The 19149-nt window shown below is 63.6% G+C and carries 19 protein-coding genes; 15 read left to right on the forward strand and 4 right to left on the reverse strand.

The genetic code is table 11. The annotated features are described in order from the left end of the window. Positions 1–155: 155 nt before the first annotated feature. The gene (locus ASG64_RS20530; RefSeq protein ID WP_056076407.1) at positions 156–1163 is read right to left on the reverse strand and encodes a LacI family DNA-binding transcriptional regulator; all 1008 of its coding nucleotides are present in this window, start codon (positions 1161–1163) and stop codon (positions 156–158) included. A 166-nt stretch (positions 1164–1329) separates the two neighbouring features. Here ASG64_RS20530 and ASG64_RS20535 point away from each other — a divergent pair, with 166 nt between their 5' ends. The 6 genes from ASG64_RS20535 to ASG64_RS20565 all read left to right on the forward strand — a co-directional run bounded on the left by ASG64_RS20535 (position 1330) and on the right by ASG64_RS20565 (position 7576). Beyond that, positions 1330–2331: an asparaginase gene (locus ASG64_RS20535; protein ID WP_056076025.1), complete on the forward strand. Its 1002-nt coding sequence runs from the start codon at positions 1330–1332 to the stop codon at positions 2329–2331. A gap of 4 nt (positions 2332–2335) precedes the next feature. Beyond that, a complete protein-coding gene (locus tag ASG64_RS20540; RefSeq protein WP_056076028.1) occupies positions 2336–3214 on the forward strand; it encodes a polysaccharide deacetylase family protein in 879 nt (292 codons plus the stop codon). 41 nt (positions 3215–3255) lie between these two features. Then, entirely contained in the window at positions 3256–4620 is a 1365-nt protein-coding gene (locus tag ASG64_RS20545) for an MFS transporter (protein ID WP_056076032.1), read from the forward strand. Next, entirely contained in the window at positions 4617–5381 is a 765-nt protein-coding gene (locus tag ASG64_RS20550) for an SDR family NAD(P)-dependent oxidoreductase (protein ID WP_056076035.1), read from the forward strand. Before ASG64_RS20545 ends, ASG64_RS20550 begins: the two co-directional genes overlap by 4 nt. A 13-nt stretch (positions 5382–5394) precedes the next feature. Beyond that, the gene (locus ASG64_RS20555) at positions 5395–6132 is read left to right on the forward strand and encodes an SDR family oxidoreductase (RefSeq protein ID WP_056076038.1); all 738 of its coding nucleotides are present in this window, start codon (positions 5395–5397) and stop codon (positions 6130–6132) included. 331 nt (positions 6133–6463) lie between these two features. Continuing rightward, entirely contained in the window at positions 6464–7576 is a 1113-nt protein-coding gene (locus tag ASG64_RS20565) for an oxidoreductase (protein WP_056076041.1), read from the forward strand. A gap of 102 nt (positions 7577–7678) precedes the next feature. Here ASG64_RS20565 and ASG64_RS20570 read toward each other — a convergent pair whose 3' ends face one another. Then, positions 7679–9229 carry a helix-turn-helix domain-containing protein gene (locus ASG64_RS20570; protein WP_056076044.1) on the reverse strand — a complete coding sequence of 517 codons (1551 nt, stop codon included), beginning with the start codon at positions 9227–9229 and terminating at the stop codon, positions 7679–7681. A 364-nt stretch (positions 9230–9593) separates the two neighbouring features. On the opposite strand from ASG64_RS20570, the gene ASG64_RS20575 reads away from it, so the two are divergent. The 9 genes from ASG64_RS20575 to ASG64_RS20615 all read left to right on the forward strand — a co-directional run bounded on the left by ASG64_RS20575 (position 9594) and on the right by ASG64_RS20615 (position 16911). Next, the gene (locus ASG64_RS20575; protein WP_056076049.1) at positions 9594–9839 is read left to right on the forward strand and encodes an acetyl-CoA carboxylase; all 246 of its coding nucleotides are present in this window, start codon (positions 9594–9596) and stop codon (positions 9837–9839) included. Beyond that, complete coding sequence (locus tag ASG64_RS20580) at positions 9839–11200, forward strand: acetyl-CoA carboxylase biotin carboxylase subunit (RefSeq protein WP_056076053.1); 1362 nt, start codon at positions 9839–9841, stop codon at positions 11198–11200. The genes ASG64_RS20575 and ASG64_RS20580 overlap by 1 nt, the downstream gene beginning before the upstream one ends. Next, positions 11197–12102, forward strand: coding sequence for a 5-oxoprolinase subunit B family protein (locus ASG64_RS20585; protein WP_082518621.1), 906 nt, complete (start codon positions 11197–11199; stop codon positions 12100–12102). The genes ASG64_RS20580 and ASG64_RS20585 overlap by 4 nt, the downstream gene beginning before the upstream one ends. Further along, a complete protein-coding gene (locus ASG64_RS20590; RefSeq protein ID WP_056076056.1) occupies positions 12086–13060 on the forward strand; it encodes a biotin-dependent carboxyltransferase family protein in 975 nt (324 codons plus the stop codon). The genes ASG64_RS20585 and ASG64_RS20590 overlap by 17 nt, the downstream gene beginning before the upstream one ends. Before the next feature lie 131 nt (positions 13061–13191). Continuing rightward, positions 13192–14532 carry a purine-cytosine permease family protein gene (locus ASG64_RS20595; protein WP_056076059.1) on the forward strand — a complete coding sequence of 447 codons (1341 nt, stop codon included), beginning with the start codon at positions 13192–13194 and terminating at the stop codon, positions 14530–14532. A 43-nt stretch (positions 14533–14575) separates the two neighbouring features. Next, positions 14576–14776 (forward strand): tautomerase family protein, encoded by a 201-nt coding sequence (locus tag ASG64_RS20600; protein ID WP_056076062.1) that lies wholly within the window; start codon positions 14576–14578, stop codon positions 14774–14776. Positions 14777–14824: 48 nt separating this feature from the next. Continuing rightward, positions 14825–15547, forward strand: coding sequence for a 5-oxoprolinase subunit PxpA (locus ASG64_RS20605; RefSeq protein ID WP_056076065.1), 723 nt, complete (start codon positions 14825–14827; stop codon positions 15545–15547). 73 nt (positions 15548–15620) lie between these two features. Beyond that, positions 15621–15938, forward strand: coding sequence for a DUF1330 domain-containing protein (locus ASG64_RS20610; protein WP_056076068.1), 318 nt, complete (start codon positions 15621–15623; stop codon positions 15936–15938). A 595-nt stretch (positions 15939–16533) separates the two neighbouring features. Beyond that, positions 16534–16911 (forward strand): hypothetical protein, encoded by a 378-nt coding sequence (locus ASG64_RS20615; RefSeq protein ID WP_156388473.1) that lies wholly within the window; start codon positions 16534–16536, stop codon positions 16909–16911. 87 nt (positions 16912–16998) lie between these two features. On the opposite strand, the gene ASG64_RS22160 is transcribed toward ASG64_RS20615, so the two are convergent. Then, positions 16999–17145 carry an ANTAR domain-containing protein gene (locus ASG64_RS22160; RefSeq protein ID WP_235579665.1) on the reverse strand — a complete coding sequence of 49 codons (147 nt, stop codon included), beginning with the start codon at positions 17143–17145 and terminating at the stop codon, positions 16999–17001. Between the two features lie 196 nt (positions 17146–17341). Continuing rightward, positions 17342–18835, reverse strand: a complete 1494-nt coding sequence (locus tag ASG64_RS20620; protein ID WP_056076074.1) for a hypothetical protein — start codon at positions 18833–18835, stop codon at positions 17342–17344. Positions 18836–19149: the final 314 nt, after the last annotated feature.

The raw sequence follows: 19149 nt of genomic DNA on the forward strand, positions 1-19149 counted from the left end.
GCCTACGGAGACCCCAAAACCAAAACGACAATCATTGCCGATGCGTTTTGTCAGCTTAAGGAATCTTGTTGATACGGGTGCGAAGCGGGCGTCCCCACCAACTACTGCGTATCAACTCGTTCTCCTGCACCTGCCAGTTGTAGCGACTGCTGGAGTCAGGTCAAAAATTTCGTTGGCACTGGAGCTTCCGTGCTACTTCTGATGATCAATTCTGGTTCTAGCAGGACCGGTTCCGGCTCCCTTCCCGCGAGGACATCAAGCAACAGGCCAAGCGAACGGCGGCCCATCTCGTGCATGGGGGACCGGACAGTGGTCAGAGGAACTGCTCCACCCTCAGCCAGGGGTGTGTCGTTGTAACCCACCATCGCCACGTCGTCCGGCACGCGAATTCCCCTATCGCGCAACGCGCCGAAGGCGCCGAGGGCGGCGAAGTCGTTCGTGGCGAAGATTGCTTCGGGAAGTGGTCCCGAGGCCAGAAGCTGATCGATCGCGGCTCGCCCACCAGCTGGATCGAAGCCCGAGTAAACGATTCGCTCAAGCGGTACATGAAGGCCGTTGTCGGCGAGAGCTTCCACCAGCCCCCGCGTGCGGTCCCGGGCAGTCGATGCGAAGGGCAGTCCGGCCAGTACCGCAACGTCTCGCCGACCGGTATCGACAAGATGTTGCCCGACGAGGCGACCACCCTTGAAGTCGTCGGTCGTCACCGAGGGGTAGCTCCCGGATCGTCGAGAGGTCAGCGTGAACTTGAGTCCGCGGGCGTGGACTTCGTCTAGGAAGACGTGGTCGAGGTGCGCGTCGCCGTAAATCAGCCCGTCCACGCGGCGATCGATCATCATCTGGGTGCGTTCGCGTTGCAACTCGACGAGGTCTCGGGAGTTCGTGACGAAGGTCGACAGACCTACTTCTGTCGCGGCCTCCTCGATTCCCTCATAGATGGTGGCGAGCACGTAGTCCTGCAGGCGCGGCACGAGCACGCCGATCAGGCCTGACCTGCGAGTCCGAAGGCTCGACGCCTGAGGGTTAGGCGAGTAACCCGTTTCTTCTGCATAGCTTCTGATGCGGGCGACAGTGTCCGGCGAACCCCATCGCGACGCCGCGTCGCCCCGCGAGTTGAGGACCCGGGACACAGTGGACGGGCTGACGCCGAGCTCGGTGGCGATCATGCGTAGCGTCACCGGCCCCCGCCGCGCAGGCTCTGGGCAATTCTCCTCCGTGCTCACACGGCGAGCGTACCGAACAACCCATGTTACGAACTGGTTCACACAAACGTTTGACCAAAGTTACACAAACGATTGCGTCAAACGATTGTGTCGTGCTTCACTACCTCACATGCAGTCACGAATCGCCGTCATCGCCACCGGCGGCACCATCGCATCGACGACCACAACCGGGGGCGTCGTGGCCAGCCGCACCGCCTCCGCACTCGTCGACGAACTCGATGTCTCGGGGGTTGTCATCGAGACTGTCGACCTGATGACGGTGGGTTCCTACAACCTGACCTTCGAACATCTGAGATCAATCAGCGACTGCGTCGCCGAACTGCTCGCCCGTGAGGTCGACCCCGTCGACGGCATCGTGATCACGCACGGCACCGACACACTCGAGGAAACGGCGATCCTCCTCGATCTGGTCCACGACGACCCGCGCGCAGTGGTCATGACCGGCGCCCAACGCGCCCACGACGCACTCGACGGCGACGGTCCACGCAATCTGAGAGATGCGATCGATGTCGCGGCGTCACCCGACGCGCGCGATCTCGGCGTCCTCGTGGTCTTCGCGGGCGACGTACTGGCAGCACGTGGCACACGCAAATTGCACACCACGGCGCTCGCCGCCTTCGGTTCCACTGCGCATGGGGGCATTGGAACCGTCGGCGGCGGCCAAGTGTGTGTCACGTCGGTTCCGCGCCGCCCCAAGCCATTGGCGCGGCCGACCGCGCAGTTCGACACCACACGCGTCGACCTGGTGGAGATGTACCTCGGCGCCGACGGCGTCTTCGTGAATGCGGCCGTCGCCGCGGGCGCTGCGGGGATCGTCCTTGCAGGAACAGGAGTCGGCAACGCGAACGAGTCCGTCACCAGAACGGTGACAGAGGCGCTGGCGACCGGCATCGTCGTGGTCCTGTCCACCCGGGTGCCGGAAGGCCCCGTCGCCGGCGTCTACGGCAACGGCGGGGGTGCCGACCTGATCGCGGCCGGAGTCCCCGCAGCGTCGGGATTACCTGCAACCCAACTTCGAATCCTTCTGGCGCTCTGGCTCTCTCAACGCCACGATCGGTCCGAGGCACCCCAGTCCGCGATCGACATCTACTCAGACAACAAGGAGCTCTGACCTCATGGCCAAGGAAATTTTCGTCGCGTTCGGTATCGATGTCGACGCCGTCGGTGGTTGGCTCGGTTCGTACGGCGGTGAGAACTCACCAGGCGACATCTCGCGGGGAGTGTTCGCCGGCGAGGTGGGCGTCCCCCGACTGAACAACCTTCTGAAGAAGTACGACCTGCCGGCGACGTGGTTCTGGCCCGGCCACTCTGTGGAGACCTTCCCGGAACAGTTCGACGCCGTCGTCGCGAGCGGTCACGAGATCGGGGTGCACGGATACAGCCACGAGAACCCCATTGCGATGTCCCGCCAACAAGAATCCGACATTCTCGACCACTGCCTGGATCTCATCACCACCCGATCGGGTAACCGCCCCACGGGGTACGTCGCGCCGTGGTGGGAGTTCAGCAAGGTCACCAACGAACTGCTCGTCGAGCGCAACATCACCTACGACCACTCCCTTATGCACCGCGACTTCGAGCCGTACTACGTGCGGGTCGAGGATTCGTGGACGGCGATCGACTACGACAAGCCCGCGGCCGCGTGGATGAAGCCCTACATCCGCGGCACCGAGACCGACCTGGTCGAAATTCCGGCCAATTGGTACCTCGACGACCTGCCTCCGATGATGTTCATCAAAGGCAGTCCCAACAGCCACGGATTCGTCAATCCCCGTCACCTCGAAGAGATGTGGCGAGACCAGTTCGACTGGGTCTACCGGGAGAGCGAGTACGCCGTCTTCACCTTCACCATCCACCCCGATGTCGCCGGCAGACCGCAAGTGCTGCTCATGCTCGAGCGGCTCATCGAACACATCAACAAGCACGACGGCGTGACCTGGACGAACTTCAATTCTATCGCCGAAGACTTCAAGCACCGCTCGCCGCGCACCTGACTCGATCACCCCGAACCGCACCTCGACAGAAAGACTGGACAATGTCCGAAACCACCCCTGGACCGGCCGCCGGCCTCCGGCGCGTCACCGGCAAGGAAACCCGCCGCGCATCGGGAATCGCGTTCTTCGCGTGGACCGTCGCCGTCTACGACTTCATCCTCTTCGGCACACTCCTGCCACGCATCGAAGAATCCTTCGGCTGGACCACCAGCCACGCACTCCTCGTCTCGACACTCGTGAGCGTCGGCACCGCGGTCGTCGTCCTCCTCGTGGGACCACTCGTCGACAAACTGGGCCGCCGCAAGGGCATGATCATCTCGGTCGCAGGCACCGCGGCATCGTCCGCGGCCACCGCGGCCACCGTCGGTGCAGCATCGCTGATCGGCGTCCGCGCTATCAGCGGGCTCGGACTCGCCGAGCAGTCGGTCAACGCCACCTACCTCAACGAACTCTACGACGTGACCGAAGACGAGAAGATCAAGAAGCGCCGCGGTTTCGTCTACTCGATGGTCCAGACGGGCTGGCCCGCCGGAGCTCTCCTCGCAGCCGGGTTTGTAGCCATCGTCACCGCAATCTTCGGGGCCGAGTCGTGGCGCATCGTGTTCCTGCTAGCCACGATCCCCGCGGTGATCGTGGCCCTGGTGTGCCGCACCCTGAAGGAGAGCCCGCAGTTCGAGGCCCAGCACACGGTCAAGCAGCTGCGCAAAGCGGGAAGAAACGACGAGGCCGACGCTCTCGCGTCTAGCACGGCGACGGTCGAGCAGACCGCAGCACCGTTCAAGCGCATCTTCACCGGGCGACACCTGCGCAACACGGTCGTGTTCTCCTTCGCCTGGCTGTTCAACTGGTTCGCCATCCAGACCTTCTCGGTCCTGGGAACGACTGTGCTGGAGACAGGCAAGGGCATCGACGCCTCGAGCACGCTGATCCTCGTCGTCCTGTCCAACCTCGTCGCCGTCGCCGGGTACCTCGCGCACGGGTGGGCCGGAGATCGCTTCGGGCGCCGCCCGACCATCGCTGTGGGGTGGACCCTGTCGGGGTTGTTCTTCGCCGCGATGCTCCTCGGACCGTCCAGCCAGATCTTCGTTCTCGTCACGTACATGATGGGACTGTTCTTCCTCCTCGGCCCCTACGCCGCGATCCTGTTCTTCCAAGCCGAGTGCTTCGATACTGACTGCCGTGCAACGGGTTCGGCGTTCATCGGCGCCATGTCCCAACCCGGCGCTATCATCGCCGGCTTCATCCTCACCGGCCTCACCGCATCGTCGATCGGGTACTCCACCGCCGCCCTGGCAGTCGGCGCGGTCGGCGCGATAGTGTCCGCCGGAGTCGTCCTGTTCGCCAAACCGGTCGTCGACGACACCCCGTCGATCATCTCGACCCCTGCAGTGGGTGTGCGCTCATGAGCGAACAACCCGTCGCGATGATCACCGGCGCCGCCTCCGGCATCGGCGCCGCCACCGCCACCTGCCTCGCCGGACGCGGTATCCGGGTGGGCATCGGCACCTTCGCAGGCGACCCCCACGACCCGGAAGCGACCTTGCGTGAGGTCCGCGATGGCGGCGGCGAGGGCCTGATAGTCGAGGTCGACGTCCGTTCCACCGACTCCGTCGACGCGTTCGCTCAAACTCTTGTCTCGACGTGGCAACGCCTCGACATTGCCGTCGCCAACGCCGGCATTCTCCGCGAAGCATCGTTCGACGCGATGTCGGACGAGCAGTGGCACGCGATGATGGACGTCGATCTGCACGGAGTGATGCGAACAGCACGCGCCGGACTCCGGCACATGGGACCCGGCGGGTCGGTCACCGCGATCTCGTCGATCGCCGGCGGCGTCTACGGCTGGCAGAACCACGCCCACTACGCAACCGCCAAAGCAGGCGTCATCGGGCTGGTACGCAGCCTCGCAGTGGAATACGGGCCCCGCGGCATCCGAGCCAACGCCATCATCCCCGGTCTCATCAGCACGCCCCAGTCGAACGACGCCGTCAACTCTCTGGGCCCCGAGGGTCTCGATCGCGCCGGCAGCTACATCCCGTGGGGTCGCGTCGGACATCCCCACGAGGTAGCCGAGGTCGTCGCGTTCCTGTCGAGTCCACAGGCCTCCTACGTGAGCGGCCAGAGCATCGTCGTCGACGGCGCGCTGACCACAGCCATGCGGGACTGAAAGGACCGGCGACATGTCAGCACTGCTCACAGGACGCCGCGCCCTCGTGACGGGCGCGGCGTCCGGAATAGGTCGCGCGATCGCACTCGCACTCCTCGCCGAGGGCGCGGCCGTCACGATCGCCGATCGCGACCCGACCACACCTGAGCTGGCCGACGAGCTCGGGGTTGCCAGGGGTCTGGTGTTCGACGCCGCCTTCGAATCCGACACAGATCGCATCGTCGATCAGGTTGTGTCCGAGGACGGTGGGCTCGACATCCTGGTGTGCTCGCACGGCATCCTCACTCAATCGCCCGCCGCGGACATGACCACCGAACTGTGGCGAGAGACCATCGACATCGACCTGACGAGCGTGTTCCTGCTCAACCGAGCAGCCCTGCGCCCCATGCTGGCGCAGCGCCACGGCAGGATCATCAACATCGCCTCCCAGCTGGGCATCAAAGGCGGTGTCTCGCTCGCCCACTATGCCGCGGCCAAAGCCGGTGTCATCGCACTGACGAAGTCGATCGCGCTGGAGAACGCATCTCACGGCATCTTGGCCAACGTGATCGCGCCCGGTCCGGTCGACACACCCATGGTCGACGCCATCGACGATGACTGGAAACGGCACAAGCGAGGAGAACTTCCGCTCGGGAGATTCGGTACCCCGGACGAGATCGCACCGACAGCGGTCCTCCTGGCGTCCGAACCCGGCGGCAACCTGTTCGTCGGCCAGGTCCTCGGACCCAACTCCGGCGACGTGATGCCCTGATGTGCGGGGGATGCGCCGGCGCTCCACCCGACTGGGCCGCAGCCCACGTCAGTGGCGTCCGCCAGCGATTCGCGGTCGCGCGGCGAGTCTCGACTGCGCTGCGCCGGGACACCGTTCGGCCCATCACCTCTGGGTGGATAGTCGACGGACCCACCGGAGTGTCGGTCGTTTGCCGTACCTACGACGATTTGGTCCGCATCGTCAGCGCGCGGTCCGGTCGACCGGGTCCCGAGATCCGAGACATCGGACTGGGTCTCGCGGCCGAAACCACCCACTAACTCACACTTTCACCCACTCAAGCCGGTTTCGGCTTCCCCATTCGGAGGATTTCATGACGCACGCAGCGACATCGATCGACGCGTTGTTCCAGACGGCCCGGTTGGGCCCGACCACACTGCCCAACAGAGTGGCGGTGGCGCCGATGACCCGCGTCAGCGGTGATCCCGACGGCTCGGCGAACGACAGGAACGCCGCCTACTACGAGGTGTTCGCCCACGGCGGCTTCGGACTGGTGATCACCGAGGGCCTTTACCCCGACACCGCACACAGTCAGGGGTATCTGAACCAGCCGGGCCTGGCCACCGAAACTCACGCACGGTCCTGGACACCTGTGGTGGACCGCGTTCATAAGGCAGGCGCAAAGATGTTCGCCCAGCTCATGCACGCGGGGGCGCAATCTCAGGGCAACCGCTACACCGACACGTCCGTGGCACCGTCCACCGTCCCCCCACGCGGGGAACAGCTGGGCTTCTACGGCGGCACCGGCTCGTATCCCACACCGCGAGCACTCACCGCATCCGACATCGCGGACGTGCGATCAGGATTTACACGCGCCGCCAGGAACGCCGTCAGAGCAGGGTTCGACGGCGTGGAAATCCACGGCGCGAACGGCTACCTTCTCGACCAGTTCCTCACCGACTACATGAACCAGCGCGACGACGTCTACGGTGGATCGGTCGAAAATCGCGTCCGGATCTTCCGCGAGGTCATTGCCGAGACCCGCGAGGAAGTCGGTTCCGAGATCACGATCGGCGTACGCATCTCGCAGTCCAAAGTCAGTGACTACCTCCATCGGTGGTCCGGAGGCGAGTCCGACGCCGCGGTGATCTTCACGGCCCTCGCCGAGGCCGGTGTCGACTACATCCACACCACGGAGTTCGACGCCACCGCCGCTGCGTTCCCCGACTCCGATCGGACGCTCGCCTCCCTCGCCGTCGAGCACTCGAAGCTGCCGGTGATCGCCAACGGGCAACTCGGCGATCCCGCCACCGCCGCGTCGATGGTGGAGCGAGGGACCGCAGACGTTGTCGCGCTCGGCAAGCCGGCGCTCGCCAACCGAGACTGGGTGCGCCGCGCACAACAAGCACAAACGATCGAGACAGAGGTCGACGACTCAGTCTTCAACCCCATGGCCACAGTCAAGGATTGGGAAGTGAGCCGCTGATCCCCGGACGGAATTCCTCGCCGCCCGTCACCACGCCTCACCTGCGCCGGACGCGATGATTGCGGGTGGCACACCGATGCACGAGTCCGACACTTCTGGTGCTCACGGCAGCTTCCATGTCGTCACGGTGGAGCGCGGAATATCGGGCATGGCCTGGTCATCGTTTTCGCCGGAGTCGTGCATCCCCCAGACGGCCAAGGCCACCGAGCAGGTGGCTTTGCCGTCCATGGTGCTCAGGGACACTCCCAGAAGCTCGCCGATGCGGTTGATCCTGTAGGTCAGTGAGTTTCGGTGAATGAACAGCGCCGTAGCCGTGCGGGTCGGACTGCCGTCCGCGTCCAGGAATGCTCGCAGCGTGCGGACCAGTTCGGATCCGCTCTCGACGTCGTAGTCATTCAGCGGTCGGATGAACTCCAGAGCCTGTTCGACACCGCCGGTGGACAGTGCGGTGGCAAGAACGGACGGTAGATCGAAGGGCCGTGCGGCGGTGGGTTCCTGGACGCGGTCGAGCTGCCGCGGTGACGCCATCACCGCCGTGCGCAGGGCGCCGATGCCGGGCAAGGGCGCGGTGACGATCGCGGGTCTGCGCGGGGCGATGTCGTGCAGCCGTCGGAGTGTGGCGGGCTGGGCCGAGTCACGATCGAAGTCCTGTCCGATCAACAGCGAGTAGCGCTCGGTTTCCAGCAGACCGAGGGTGGGGAAGATGTCGGTCAGGTCCAATCGCATCCGCCAGGAGTCGTGAGGATCGGCTCCCGTCCGTACTGTGATCAGGACGATCGGTTTCTGTGGGTCGAATCCGGCGGCCCGCATCAGCTTCTTCGTGAAACGAGGGGATTCCGAATCCGGGAGCCGCAGATGCTCGACCAAGGAACGCATGCGGTCGTTCTCGACGTTGTAGTGCTCGGCGGTGGAGTTCAGGTGAAGGCTCACTATCGATCCCACGGGCCCCAGCAAGGAATCCACTACGGAATCGTTCTGCGGGGACCGAACGGCGATGGCGAATCGTTCGCTCCCGCGAACGGGGTTCAGGAGTCGCAGATGCTCGACGAGTGCATCCGTTTTCGCGGGCGCGCGTAGCCCCGGCACGTTCCATCGCATGCCGGCAGGTCGAGAAGCGACCATCCTGCCCTGAGAGTCCACCAGCCCCACGTCACCACCGACGACGATGCGGATCTCCTCGAGCAGTCCCAACAAGGTCGTGCCTCGAGCCTCGAGTTCCGCGCATCGATCCGCCAGGGCCAGCGAGCTACGCAGAACCGCATAGTGCTCGGCTTGGATGGTGTCGTTGACCAGGCGATGCACCTGCAGCAGATTGACCGGCGGCGCCACCTCCAGAACAGGCACATCGAAAACGTTGCCCGCGTCGATGAGTCCCTGAGGGACCGCCGGGTGCACGACGCCGGAGTGGAACAAAATTCCCGTAACCGGCACCCGCGCCAACCGCTCCACGTAAGCGTTCCATGTCCGGGCATCCCCGAAGTTCATCCCGATACCCGACAACGTCAACAATTCGTTGCCACTGAGGTACCCGGTCGGCTCGATCAACTCGGTGGGGGCCACCGAGGAGATGGTGCGCGAGAGGCGTGTGGCATCGGTCGCAGTCTTCAGCCGGACATTCAAGTACTGGTTCGCCACCAGATCCGTCAATTGCATGACTATGCCCCTACGAACAGGAAAAACAGCGACCTAGCGGTGTGTTTCGTCATCGTTACCTCGAAGTTTCCACCGACACGGGAAGCGGCGTGACTGGGCATCCGACCAACTAGCGGCCTGTGCTTTTCGTGCAAATGTACGCTGTCGCAGCCTCGTGTCGATCCATACCGTTCTCGTCATGCCCTCGCACCACAACGGTCGATCTCGGACCACGAGCATCCGGGAGAACCCGGTTCGAGGGCTGACACCGCCGGCGTCCGCGTCGACCCTTGTGACACCGCCGCCGCCGATGCCTGACCGTCGGTCGCAGCGCTCGCACGGACCGAGAAAACCCCGCCCGGTCAGAACTGGAAAGGCAGAACAATTGGCAACGCATGAGGTCTCGACACCAGTTCCGGGGATCTTCTACCGGAACCCCGGCCCGGGAAAACCGCCGTACGTCTCCGAGGGCGACCACGTCGACGCCGGCCAGGCCATCGGGCTGGTGGAGATCATGAAGCAGTTCAGTGAGGTCAAGACCGCCGTAGCCGGCGTGATCGACAAGTTCGTCGTCGCCGACGCCAGCGAAGTGAGCCCCGGAACCGTCATCGCCGAGCTGACGGAGGACTGATGAAACGACTTCTGGTAGCCAATCGCGGTGAAATCGCGGTACGCATCATCCGCACGGCACACGAAATGGGGCTCGAAACAGTCCTGGCAGCGAGCGAGGCGGACACGGAATCCCTCGCGGCCGCGTTGTCCGACCACGTCGTGGTCATCGGCCCAGCACAGGCAGGGCACAGCTACCTCGACTCGGCTGCAGTCATCGACGCGGTCCACAGTTCGGGTGCCGATGCGGTACACCCCGGGTACGGATTCCTCTCCGAGGATGCGAACTTCGCGCGGAGCGTCGAGGCCGCGGGTGTCACCTGGGTGGGCCCGAGCCCAGACTCCATCGCGCTGATGGGCAACAAGGCAGCCGCACGTGAGGCGGCGAGGGACGCCGGCGTTCCGGTTCTCGCGGGCAGTGACGGGGCGATCCTCGCCGACCAGGATGTGCGAGCGATCGCGGAGTCCATCGGGTTTCCGCTCCTGATCAAAGCGTCGGCCGGTGGCGGTGGCCGAGGTATTCGTATCGTGGAGACGGTCGATGCCCTCGAGGGCGAGATCCAGCTGGCCGTCGCCGAGGCCGGAGCGGCGTTCGGAGATTCCGCCATCTATCTCGAACGCTTCATCGACAGGGCACGCCATGTCGAGGTTCAGATCCTCGGCGACGGAACCGATGTCGTCCACCTCTTCGACAGGGACTGCTCGCTGCAGCGGCGCCAGCAGAAGATCGTCGAGGAGACTCCCGCCCCCAACTTGCCCGCACACCTGCGTGAGCAGATGCTGACCGCCGCGGTCGACCTCGGCAAGCGGTGCGCGTACCGCGGAGCGGGAACCGTGGAGTTCCTCTACGACCAGGCTCGCGGTGAAATCTGCTTCATCGAGATGAACACCAGGCTTCAGGTCGAACACCCGGTCACCGAGATGATCACGGGAATGGACTTGGTGCGCGAGCAGCTACGCATCGCCAGCGGGGAGAAACTCGGCTACGACCAGCAACAGATCACTCGGAACGGCCACGCCATCGAGATGCGCATCAATGCCGAGAATCCCGCGATGGGGTTCATGCCGAGCCCCGGGACGATCACCGACATCCGCTACCCCGGTGGACCAGGTGTTCGGGTCGACAGCGGTGTCGTCGCCGGATCCGTCGTGTCGCCGTACTACGACTCCCTCGTCGCCAAGATCGTGGTGTGGCATTCCGACCGCCCCTCCGCCCTCGGTCGCGCCCTGCGAGCACTGTCCGAACTTCGAGTCGATGGCGTAAATACCACGACGTCGTACCTGACATCCGTTCTCGCTCACCGATCCGTCGTCAACGCCACTCACCATACGAAGTTCCTCGAGCAGTCCGCCGATCAACTCCTCCAGGGGACGACGACGTGAGACGAGAAGGCCCACCCGAGCGCGCCCGATACTCCTGGGGCGGCGACGAATTCCTGTTCATCGAGATCGACGAGTCGATGAGCCTGGATGGATACGTCATCGTCGGAGCGTTGGCGGACGCGATCCGCGCCGCCGCGATCGCAGGTATCAGCGACATCTGCCCCACGAACAACTCCCTGCTGCTGCGCTACGACCCGGACGTCATCGCACCACGGTCGCTGCGCACGCAGATCGAAGAGATCGAATCGGCGGTACGAGCAGGCTCCGCGCAGGTGTCATCGACGCGAGTCATCGAGGTCCCCGTCTGGTATGACGACCCGTACACCTCCGAGGTCGGATCGCGCTTCCGAGCCAACCATCAGACACCCGACATGAGCGACCTCGACTTCGCCGCCGAGGCCAACGGATGCGCCGACGCACAGGACTTCATCGAACGCCACCACCGCACACCCTGGATGGTCACCGCGGTCGGCTTCGTCGCAGCACTGCCTTTCATGTACCAGATGACCTCACGCGCAGAGCAATTGGAAGTTCCCAAGTACCTCAGCCCACGTACTGACACCCCGCCGCTGACGGTGGGACACGGCGGCTGTTTCACCGTCATCTACTCCGTCCGCGGGGCGGGTGGTTATCAGATGTTCGGGATCGCGGCAGCGCCGGTATTTGCCCCCGACTCCGCCCTGGCGGATTTCCAGCAATCTCCGGTTCTGTTCCGCGCCGGCGACATCGTCAAGTTCACCCCGATCGAGCAGGACCGGTACGACGCCATCCGCCGCGAATGCGAGGACGGCACATTTCGGTACCGGATCACCGAGGTCGATTTCGACCTGGCGCGGTGGACAGCCGACCCGGAAACCTACAACACCAGCATCCTGGAGGCCCTCGATGGCGCTGCTCGTTGACGAACCCGGACTTCAATCGACCGTTCAGGACCTCGGTCGACCTGGCCACTACGACGTTGGAATTCCCCCCGGTGGCGCGTTGGACACGCTCTCGCATGAGATCGCGAACCTGCTCGTGGGAAACCCTGGCACCTACGCGACGATCGAAACGACCTACACCGCACCGACATTCACGGTGACAGCTGCGACTGTGATGGCCGTGACCGGCGCCGCGATGAAGGTCAAGGTCAACGGTTCGTCGGTGCCGCAGTGGACTGCCGTCCCCCTGCACGAAGGGGATGTCGTCTCTTTCGGCTTCGCCACGGCCGGCACACGCACCTATCTGGCCTTCGCGGGCGGAATCGACGTCCCGGTCGTGCTGGGCAGCCGAAGCACCTACGCGCTGGGCAAGATCGGCGGTCTACACGGACGCGCCCTCTCCTCCGGAGACACCGTCCCCCTCGGGACCGAGCGGGCCGGCGTCACACACTTGGCCCTCGCAGACAATCTGCGGCCACGCTTCGCGCGTGAGGCGACCGTGCGGGTGGTCGTCGGCCTGTACGCACATCTGTTGACCACCGATTCGCTGGACATGCTGACCTCCGCGGAGTTCAAGCTCACCCCCCTCGCCGATCGCACCGGGTTCCGATTCCAGGGCGCGGAGCCTTTTACCTTCGAAGAGCGCGAACAACCCTTCGGCGCAGGGTCCGATCCGTCGAACATCGTCGACGCGGGATATCCCGTGGGTTCCATTCAGCTCCCCGGCGGCAACCAACCCATCGTGCTCCACCGCGATGCCGTCTCCGCCGGCGGATACGCCATGGTGGCGACCGTGATCAGCGCCGACATGAATGTCCTCGCCCAGCTCGCACCGGGGTCCACGGCCGTCTTCGAAGCCGTCAGCATCGACCAGGCACTCGCGGCGCGGACCGACGCTGCAGCACGCCGCGGCATGATTCGCCGCGCACTCTCCGCCTGATTCGACCCACCCCCTCACGACCTGCACCAAGTCGCTCCACAGAACACGCACCGACTCATGCCCACCGCACACGCCATGGGTAGCTCTTCCGCGCTTCGACATGCCGAAGCCCAATCACAAAGGACGTGCCCATGACGCTCGACGACGGCAAAGGGATGACGATCGAACCCCACGAAACAGCGAGACCACCGGCCTCCGACCGGGTCGGTCGATGGTCCGTGACGATGGCGTTCTGGGCCATGTTCTCGGCCATGTTCTGGCTGTACATCGCGGTGGCATCCAACGCCGCGGTCGGGACGGTGAACACGCTCGTCGGAATGGCACTGACCATCGCGACATACGGGATCATCAATTCCGTACTGGCGCGTCACGCGATCAAGACCGGACAAACCATCAGCTTGTTCTCCCGCGGCATATTCGGCCCCGTCGGCTCCGGACTGGCGGCACTGCTGTTCGCCGTCACAGCCATCTACTACGCAGTCTTCGAGGGCTCGATCATCGCAGTGGCACTACAGGAGTACTTCGGCGGGAACCTGAAGTTGTGGTACCTCGTCGTGGTGATCTACGCGATCCCCCTCGTGGCGGGGGGTGTGCGGAACTGGCTGGACAAACTCAACGGCGTCCTGCTTCCCCTCTACGTGGTGGGTCTGGTGGCGATCGTCATCGGCGCCACCGTCAAGCAGGGATACCCCACCGGCTGGCTCGGTCACACCGTCGCCGCGGGCCCCCTCCCCGGGTGGATGACCTCGTACCTGATCTACATGGGCGTCTGGGTCATGATGATGTACACCTTCGACTTCGCCCGACTGGGGAAACCCGAGGACGCCAAGTTCCACGGAACCGTCACGTTCGGATGGGTGTTCTACGCGCTGACCTTCGGCTTGAACGGGTTGATCGGCATCTACCTCGTCAGCGCCTGGGACCTCGACAGCACCGAAACCGGGGTCGTCACGGCCGTCATCAATTCACTCGGCCTTCTCGGCGTCATCGTCATCGTCATCTCGCAGACGCGAATCAACACCGCGAACTACTACTCGGCCTCGGCCAACCTCCAGGACCTCTGGGCGATGATGTCCGGGAAAGCAACCCCACGATTCCTCTGGGTCGTCGTGTCGGGAATCGTCGCATACCTCTTCATGCTCACCGACGTCCTGACCTACCTGTTACGCGCCCTCGCATGGCAAGGCGTCTTCGTCACGTCCTGGGTGGCAATCGCACTCGCCTCGCTCTACTTCGCCCGACGAGTCGCAGCCGCCGGCTCCACCTCACCCACCACATCGCGCGGCCTCACAGCCCTGGGATGGCCGGTACTGGCGTGGGTCGTGTCCTCCGGAATCGGCATCGCCATGACCGAGCAGACCGCGTCGCCCGCAATGGCACTGCTCGCCCCGATCATCACCGTCGTCCTCGCAATCATCCTCTACCTACCGGCGACCCGTCGACAGCGGAGCACCTCCGCGACGCCTCGATGACCCTCACCAGACCACTACTCCACGACGACAGACAGGACACGCCATGCCGTTCGTACGCATCGACTGGTTTCCGGGACGAACTCTCGAACAGAAGCGAGAACTCGTGGACGTCCTGACTCCACAAATCGCCCGAATCGCCGAATGCAAGCCCGAAACGATCCAGTTCATCTTCACCGATGTCGAGCGCGAGAACTGGGGGCGGAACGGCAAACTCTTCACCGATTTCTACGAGTACGACAACTGACGTACATCGCCAGACCCCGAACCAACAACAAGAAAGCGTGCACACACCATGGTCGACCTGAACTCCGATATGGGCGAATCCTTCGGTATCCATTCATTCGGTAACGACAACGAGCTGATCCCGATCATCGACACCGCGAACGTCGCGTGCGGTTTCCACGCGGGCGACCCCTCGACGATGCGAGAGACCGTCCGCCTCGCCCTGGCGGGCGGTGTGACGGTCGGCGCGCACCCCGGACTCCCGGATCTGGTCGGGTTCGGCCGACGAGAGATGAAACTCGACCCGTCCGAAGCTGCCGACATCGTCCGTTACCAAGTAGGCGCGTTGGTTGCATTCCTGCGGTCCGAGGGCGCACCACTGCACCACATCAAGCCACACGGGTCGCTGTACGGACTCGCCGCCCGCGATGCGGACATCGCCGCAGCCATCGCGTCGGTCGCAGCGGACTACGAGGTACCTCTGTTCGGAATGGCCGGCACCGAACACGAACGCGCAGCGGCGAAGTACGACGTCCCGTTTGTCGCCGAGTTCTACGTAGACCTGAACTATCGCGCCGACGGGAGCCTCGTGATCACCAGGCGGCCTCACGCAACACCCATCGACGAAGCGCGTGAACGCGCTCGACGGGCGCTCGAAGACGGTGTCGCCACTGCCATCACCGGCGAAGACTTCCCGATGCGGGTCGACTCGATCTGTGTTCACTCCGACACACCGAACGCCGTGCAGATCGCCGAGGCGGTACGAGAGGTCCTATCGACATCCCAGAGATAAAATAACAAATCCCGGGAGGGAGCGGCGATGCCGCTGTCCTTCATAACCATTAAGAAATAGATGGAGCCAAACCATGCCTGCTTATGTCATCGTCAATTTCGACGTGCTCGATGAGGTAGCCGGCGCTGCCTATGCAGTCGCTGCGCAACAATCCATCCTCGCCTATGGGGGACATCACCTGATCGCGGGACCAGTTCCCGAGCCCGCCGAAGGATCATGGGACTCCGCAGGGTTCGCGGTCATCGAGTTTCCTGACATGGTTACGATTAAGACTTGGTACGACTCTTCCGAGTACCGCCGAGCAAGGGACATCCGGGAAGGCAAGGCTCGAGTGAGCATGCTGTTCGTTGACGGCATCTCGCCTGGAGGCTTCTCTCACCAGGCCCAGTAGAACCGACGACATAAGGTCGTCGCCCAAACTCTTGCGGCGGTCGACGCGGTCGACGCCGAAGCCTCGGTGGCATCTGCGGTCTCGGCGACCGGCCGCCGCATCGGACGCCGCGGACAGTCCGTGATGTCGATCGTGTCCGGCATCTTGTTTCTGGTGTTCGCCACCGTCGGTCTTACTGTCGAAAATGGATAGGCCAGCCGTCAAGGCCGTCATCATTTCAGACACATGCACCGCAAATGCAGCGGTAAATCACTTGCCAATATTTTGGATCTTGTCAGCTAAAGGCCTGTGCCTTGCTGCACCCTTAGTGGCGGGCCGACGTGACTTCCGGGTGCGAGCAATCTCCGCTCCCGACGGTGTGACAGCTCGTCGTTTCGCCGCAGGCCAGGAACTGACTATCGATCGTGGTCACGAGCACGCCATCCATTCGAGGAGTTGTATTCGAATCATCGGTATGGTTCACCGCTCACATCAGAGTCCACGTTCCTGCGACTTTCTCGATCTAGTGCGCCCGCATGACGACACCGGCTCAAGGTCCGATTCTGATGTCGGGCGAAGGCCGTTTCTGGTGTGGTTGATCGACGACCGGGACACCGTGATCGTTAGACCGGCGGCATCGTTGGCAGCTGCCGTAGAGGTGGCGCGCGCCTACCGTGACGCGTGGGGCGGGCACGTCCGGTACGTCGAGCACCCGGACGGGGGAGTGGTAGCCCCCGACGAATGGGAACCGCTGCTGGAGACGCCGGCGCCGTTGCCGTACGTGTACACCGTGGAGCTGCGGACCTCGCGGTCCGCCGGGTGCGACGAGTTGGTTTCTGCGTTGTGGACAAGCACCGACCTCGACGAGGCCGTGCGTTGGCGGACGCTGCTCCCGGCAGCTCTGCGTGGACGCGCCTTGATCGTCAGCAACGCGCCCGACGGGCACTATCCACGCGCGGCGTCCGTGCTCAGTGAGGCGGACGTCCGTTCCTGACGATAGGTGTACGGGCTCGGAGATCCGGGCGGCGCCGGGCGCGATCAGCCGGGGGAATTCTATGGACGCACGACGGACTCGATCAGGTCAACGGAGGTCGCGGACGTTGCGGTTTACCGCTTGCGACCGCTCGACCAACACCTGGAAGGCTTCGTCGGCGGTGACGCCGTGCACCGCCATCAGGATGCCCTTGACCTGTTCGATCGGCCCACGATGCTCGCGCCTGATCAACACACTCGGCGAGACCTTGTCGAGCTGGCTGCCTCGCGTCCGAGTCGACAAAAACTCGCAACGATAATCATTGCCGATAATAGTTAGTATGTAATTCAGACTTTCGAGAGCGCATCACGCAAGACTAATCCGGAGTCTGGATCGGGGGTGTGGGCTGGTCACCGTCCACGTGTGATGGGAGGGCTGCCCATTGCCTCGCCTACCGATCCAGCCGAACCCGGATCGCGTCGATAAGTTCGCGATGAAGACGGAAGGTTCTGGTCGGGATGGGCCGCTCAATCCCCGCTTCTGACAGATAATCCCGGAGTGAGATCGGTGGTGTTCCGGTAATTACTGTGCCGGTCATTGCCGCTCTACGCCATCCGACTAGCTCGTCGGCGATGTCGAGTCCCCTCACGCCGTAGTGCTCGGCGATCCCCTCCAGCAACACGAGGTCGGAGAGGGAAAGGACGGTCGGTGTGTAAAGGCAACGAGCTCGAGCGAGGTCGCGGAATATCTCCTCGGTGCGCCACCAGAGGTCGCTCTCGACGGTACCCAGGTTGGGTACGCCACCAACCGGCACCACTACGATCGGGACGAATACAGATCTATCTGTAGCACCGAATGCATTGCGCCGACGTATCTGGCGCATTGTCTCTGCGATCTGATCGCACTTCTTGACCAGTGAGCGTTCCGCATCCGCGGCATAGTCGTCGATGGTGCCCAGGCCCTGAGCGAGCGCGAAGTTCAAAGAATGATTTGTCGCATCGAGAGTAAGGAAGTACCCAGACGTCGTGGGGATCACGTAGTCGCATACCGAGGGCGGCCTTCCGACCTCCTCGGTCCACGAGGGCTGGAGTTCGTCTTCGCGTATCAGTCGGGTCATCTTCGGGCTGAGGTCGACGATCCGAGCAAGGACATCCGCAACTTCCTCCTCGAAGACATCGTTCATAGCGAGACTGAATGATTCCGCGGCGGAACCTGGAAGAGGACGGCCCAGGTTGAAGAAGGTTTGCCAGTAGAGGTGCGATCCGAAAAATCTATCTAGGGCCCACTGGTAGCGGAGGAGTAGCGCTGTTCCGTCGTCCTGGAGAACGAAGGGGTGCTCTGTCATCGCGTAACGCTGGTTCGCGACGGACCCCCGACGGCGGTCGTCGGTCAGTCGGCGTTTGTAGGCAGGCAGCGTCTGGGCCATGTTGGCGAACATGAAATCAACTGCTTGTGGGAGGGCGCCGGCTTGCAGCAGGTCTGCTCGGCTGAATTCGTACTCGCCCTCAGTGGCGCGTTCGATGACGAGGTGTCCGAGTGCGAGCACGTCGAGTAGTTCGACCCCGTTAGCAGTGAGAAAAGTGTCGGCGGGTTTCGCTCCGAGGCGCGGGTCGGTCACGCGGCTCGGCCACCGGTTGAACCAGACACGTTGCGTATCAGCCTGAAGAATCTCCCGCTTTTGGGGCATGTTGCTGTGGAGTATCGCGATCTCGTCGAGCATGAGTTCGCGGAGTGCGGTACGCGATTGTTCGAGGTCGAGGCTGAACGCCATTGCTTCGATGCGGTCCATGGCGTCCGGGTCCATGGTGCCGTCTTGGCTGTACTCTGTGCGCAGGTGCTCGGTGTTGACCGACAGAATCAGTCGTACGAACTCAACCGGTGGAATTGCACCGGCTGACAGGTGGGTGGTCGAGGACTCGATTGCCTCTCGCAACAGTTGGGTCATGGACCGTGGCGGTACTAGTCGTCCGTTCGACCTCAACTGTCGGATGAGTAGTTCAACCCACGGTTCGTCAACGGCCGACAGAATATTTCTTTCCACTTCAGCCTCGATCCACGTCGTCGAGGCGGCGATGTCGAGTCGCGACTGAATCACTGTCAGCGAACGCACAGTTTCCTGACCATCGTGGCTCGACAACAGTGCTCGCCTTTCCAATTCCGTCAGAGCTGCGAGGCCGGCATGCGCTGAGACCACGGGGGTGAGTTGTCTCGCGAGTTCCGCCTCTAGGCGTCGACGTTCCTCGGGGGTTGCCAGATTGC

The sequence above is a fragment of the Rhodococcus sp. Leaf247 genome (assembly GCF_001426185.1).
In the GTDB taxonomy this organism is placed as follows: Bacteria; Actinomycetota; Actinomycetes; order Mycobacteriales; family Mycobacteriaceae; genus Rhodococcoides.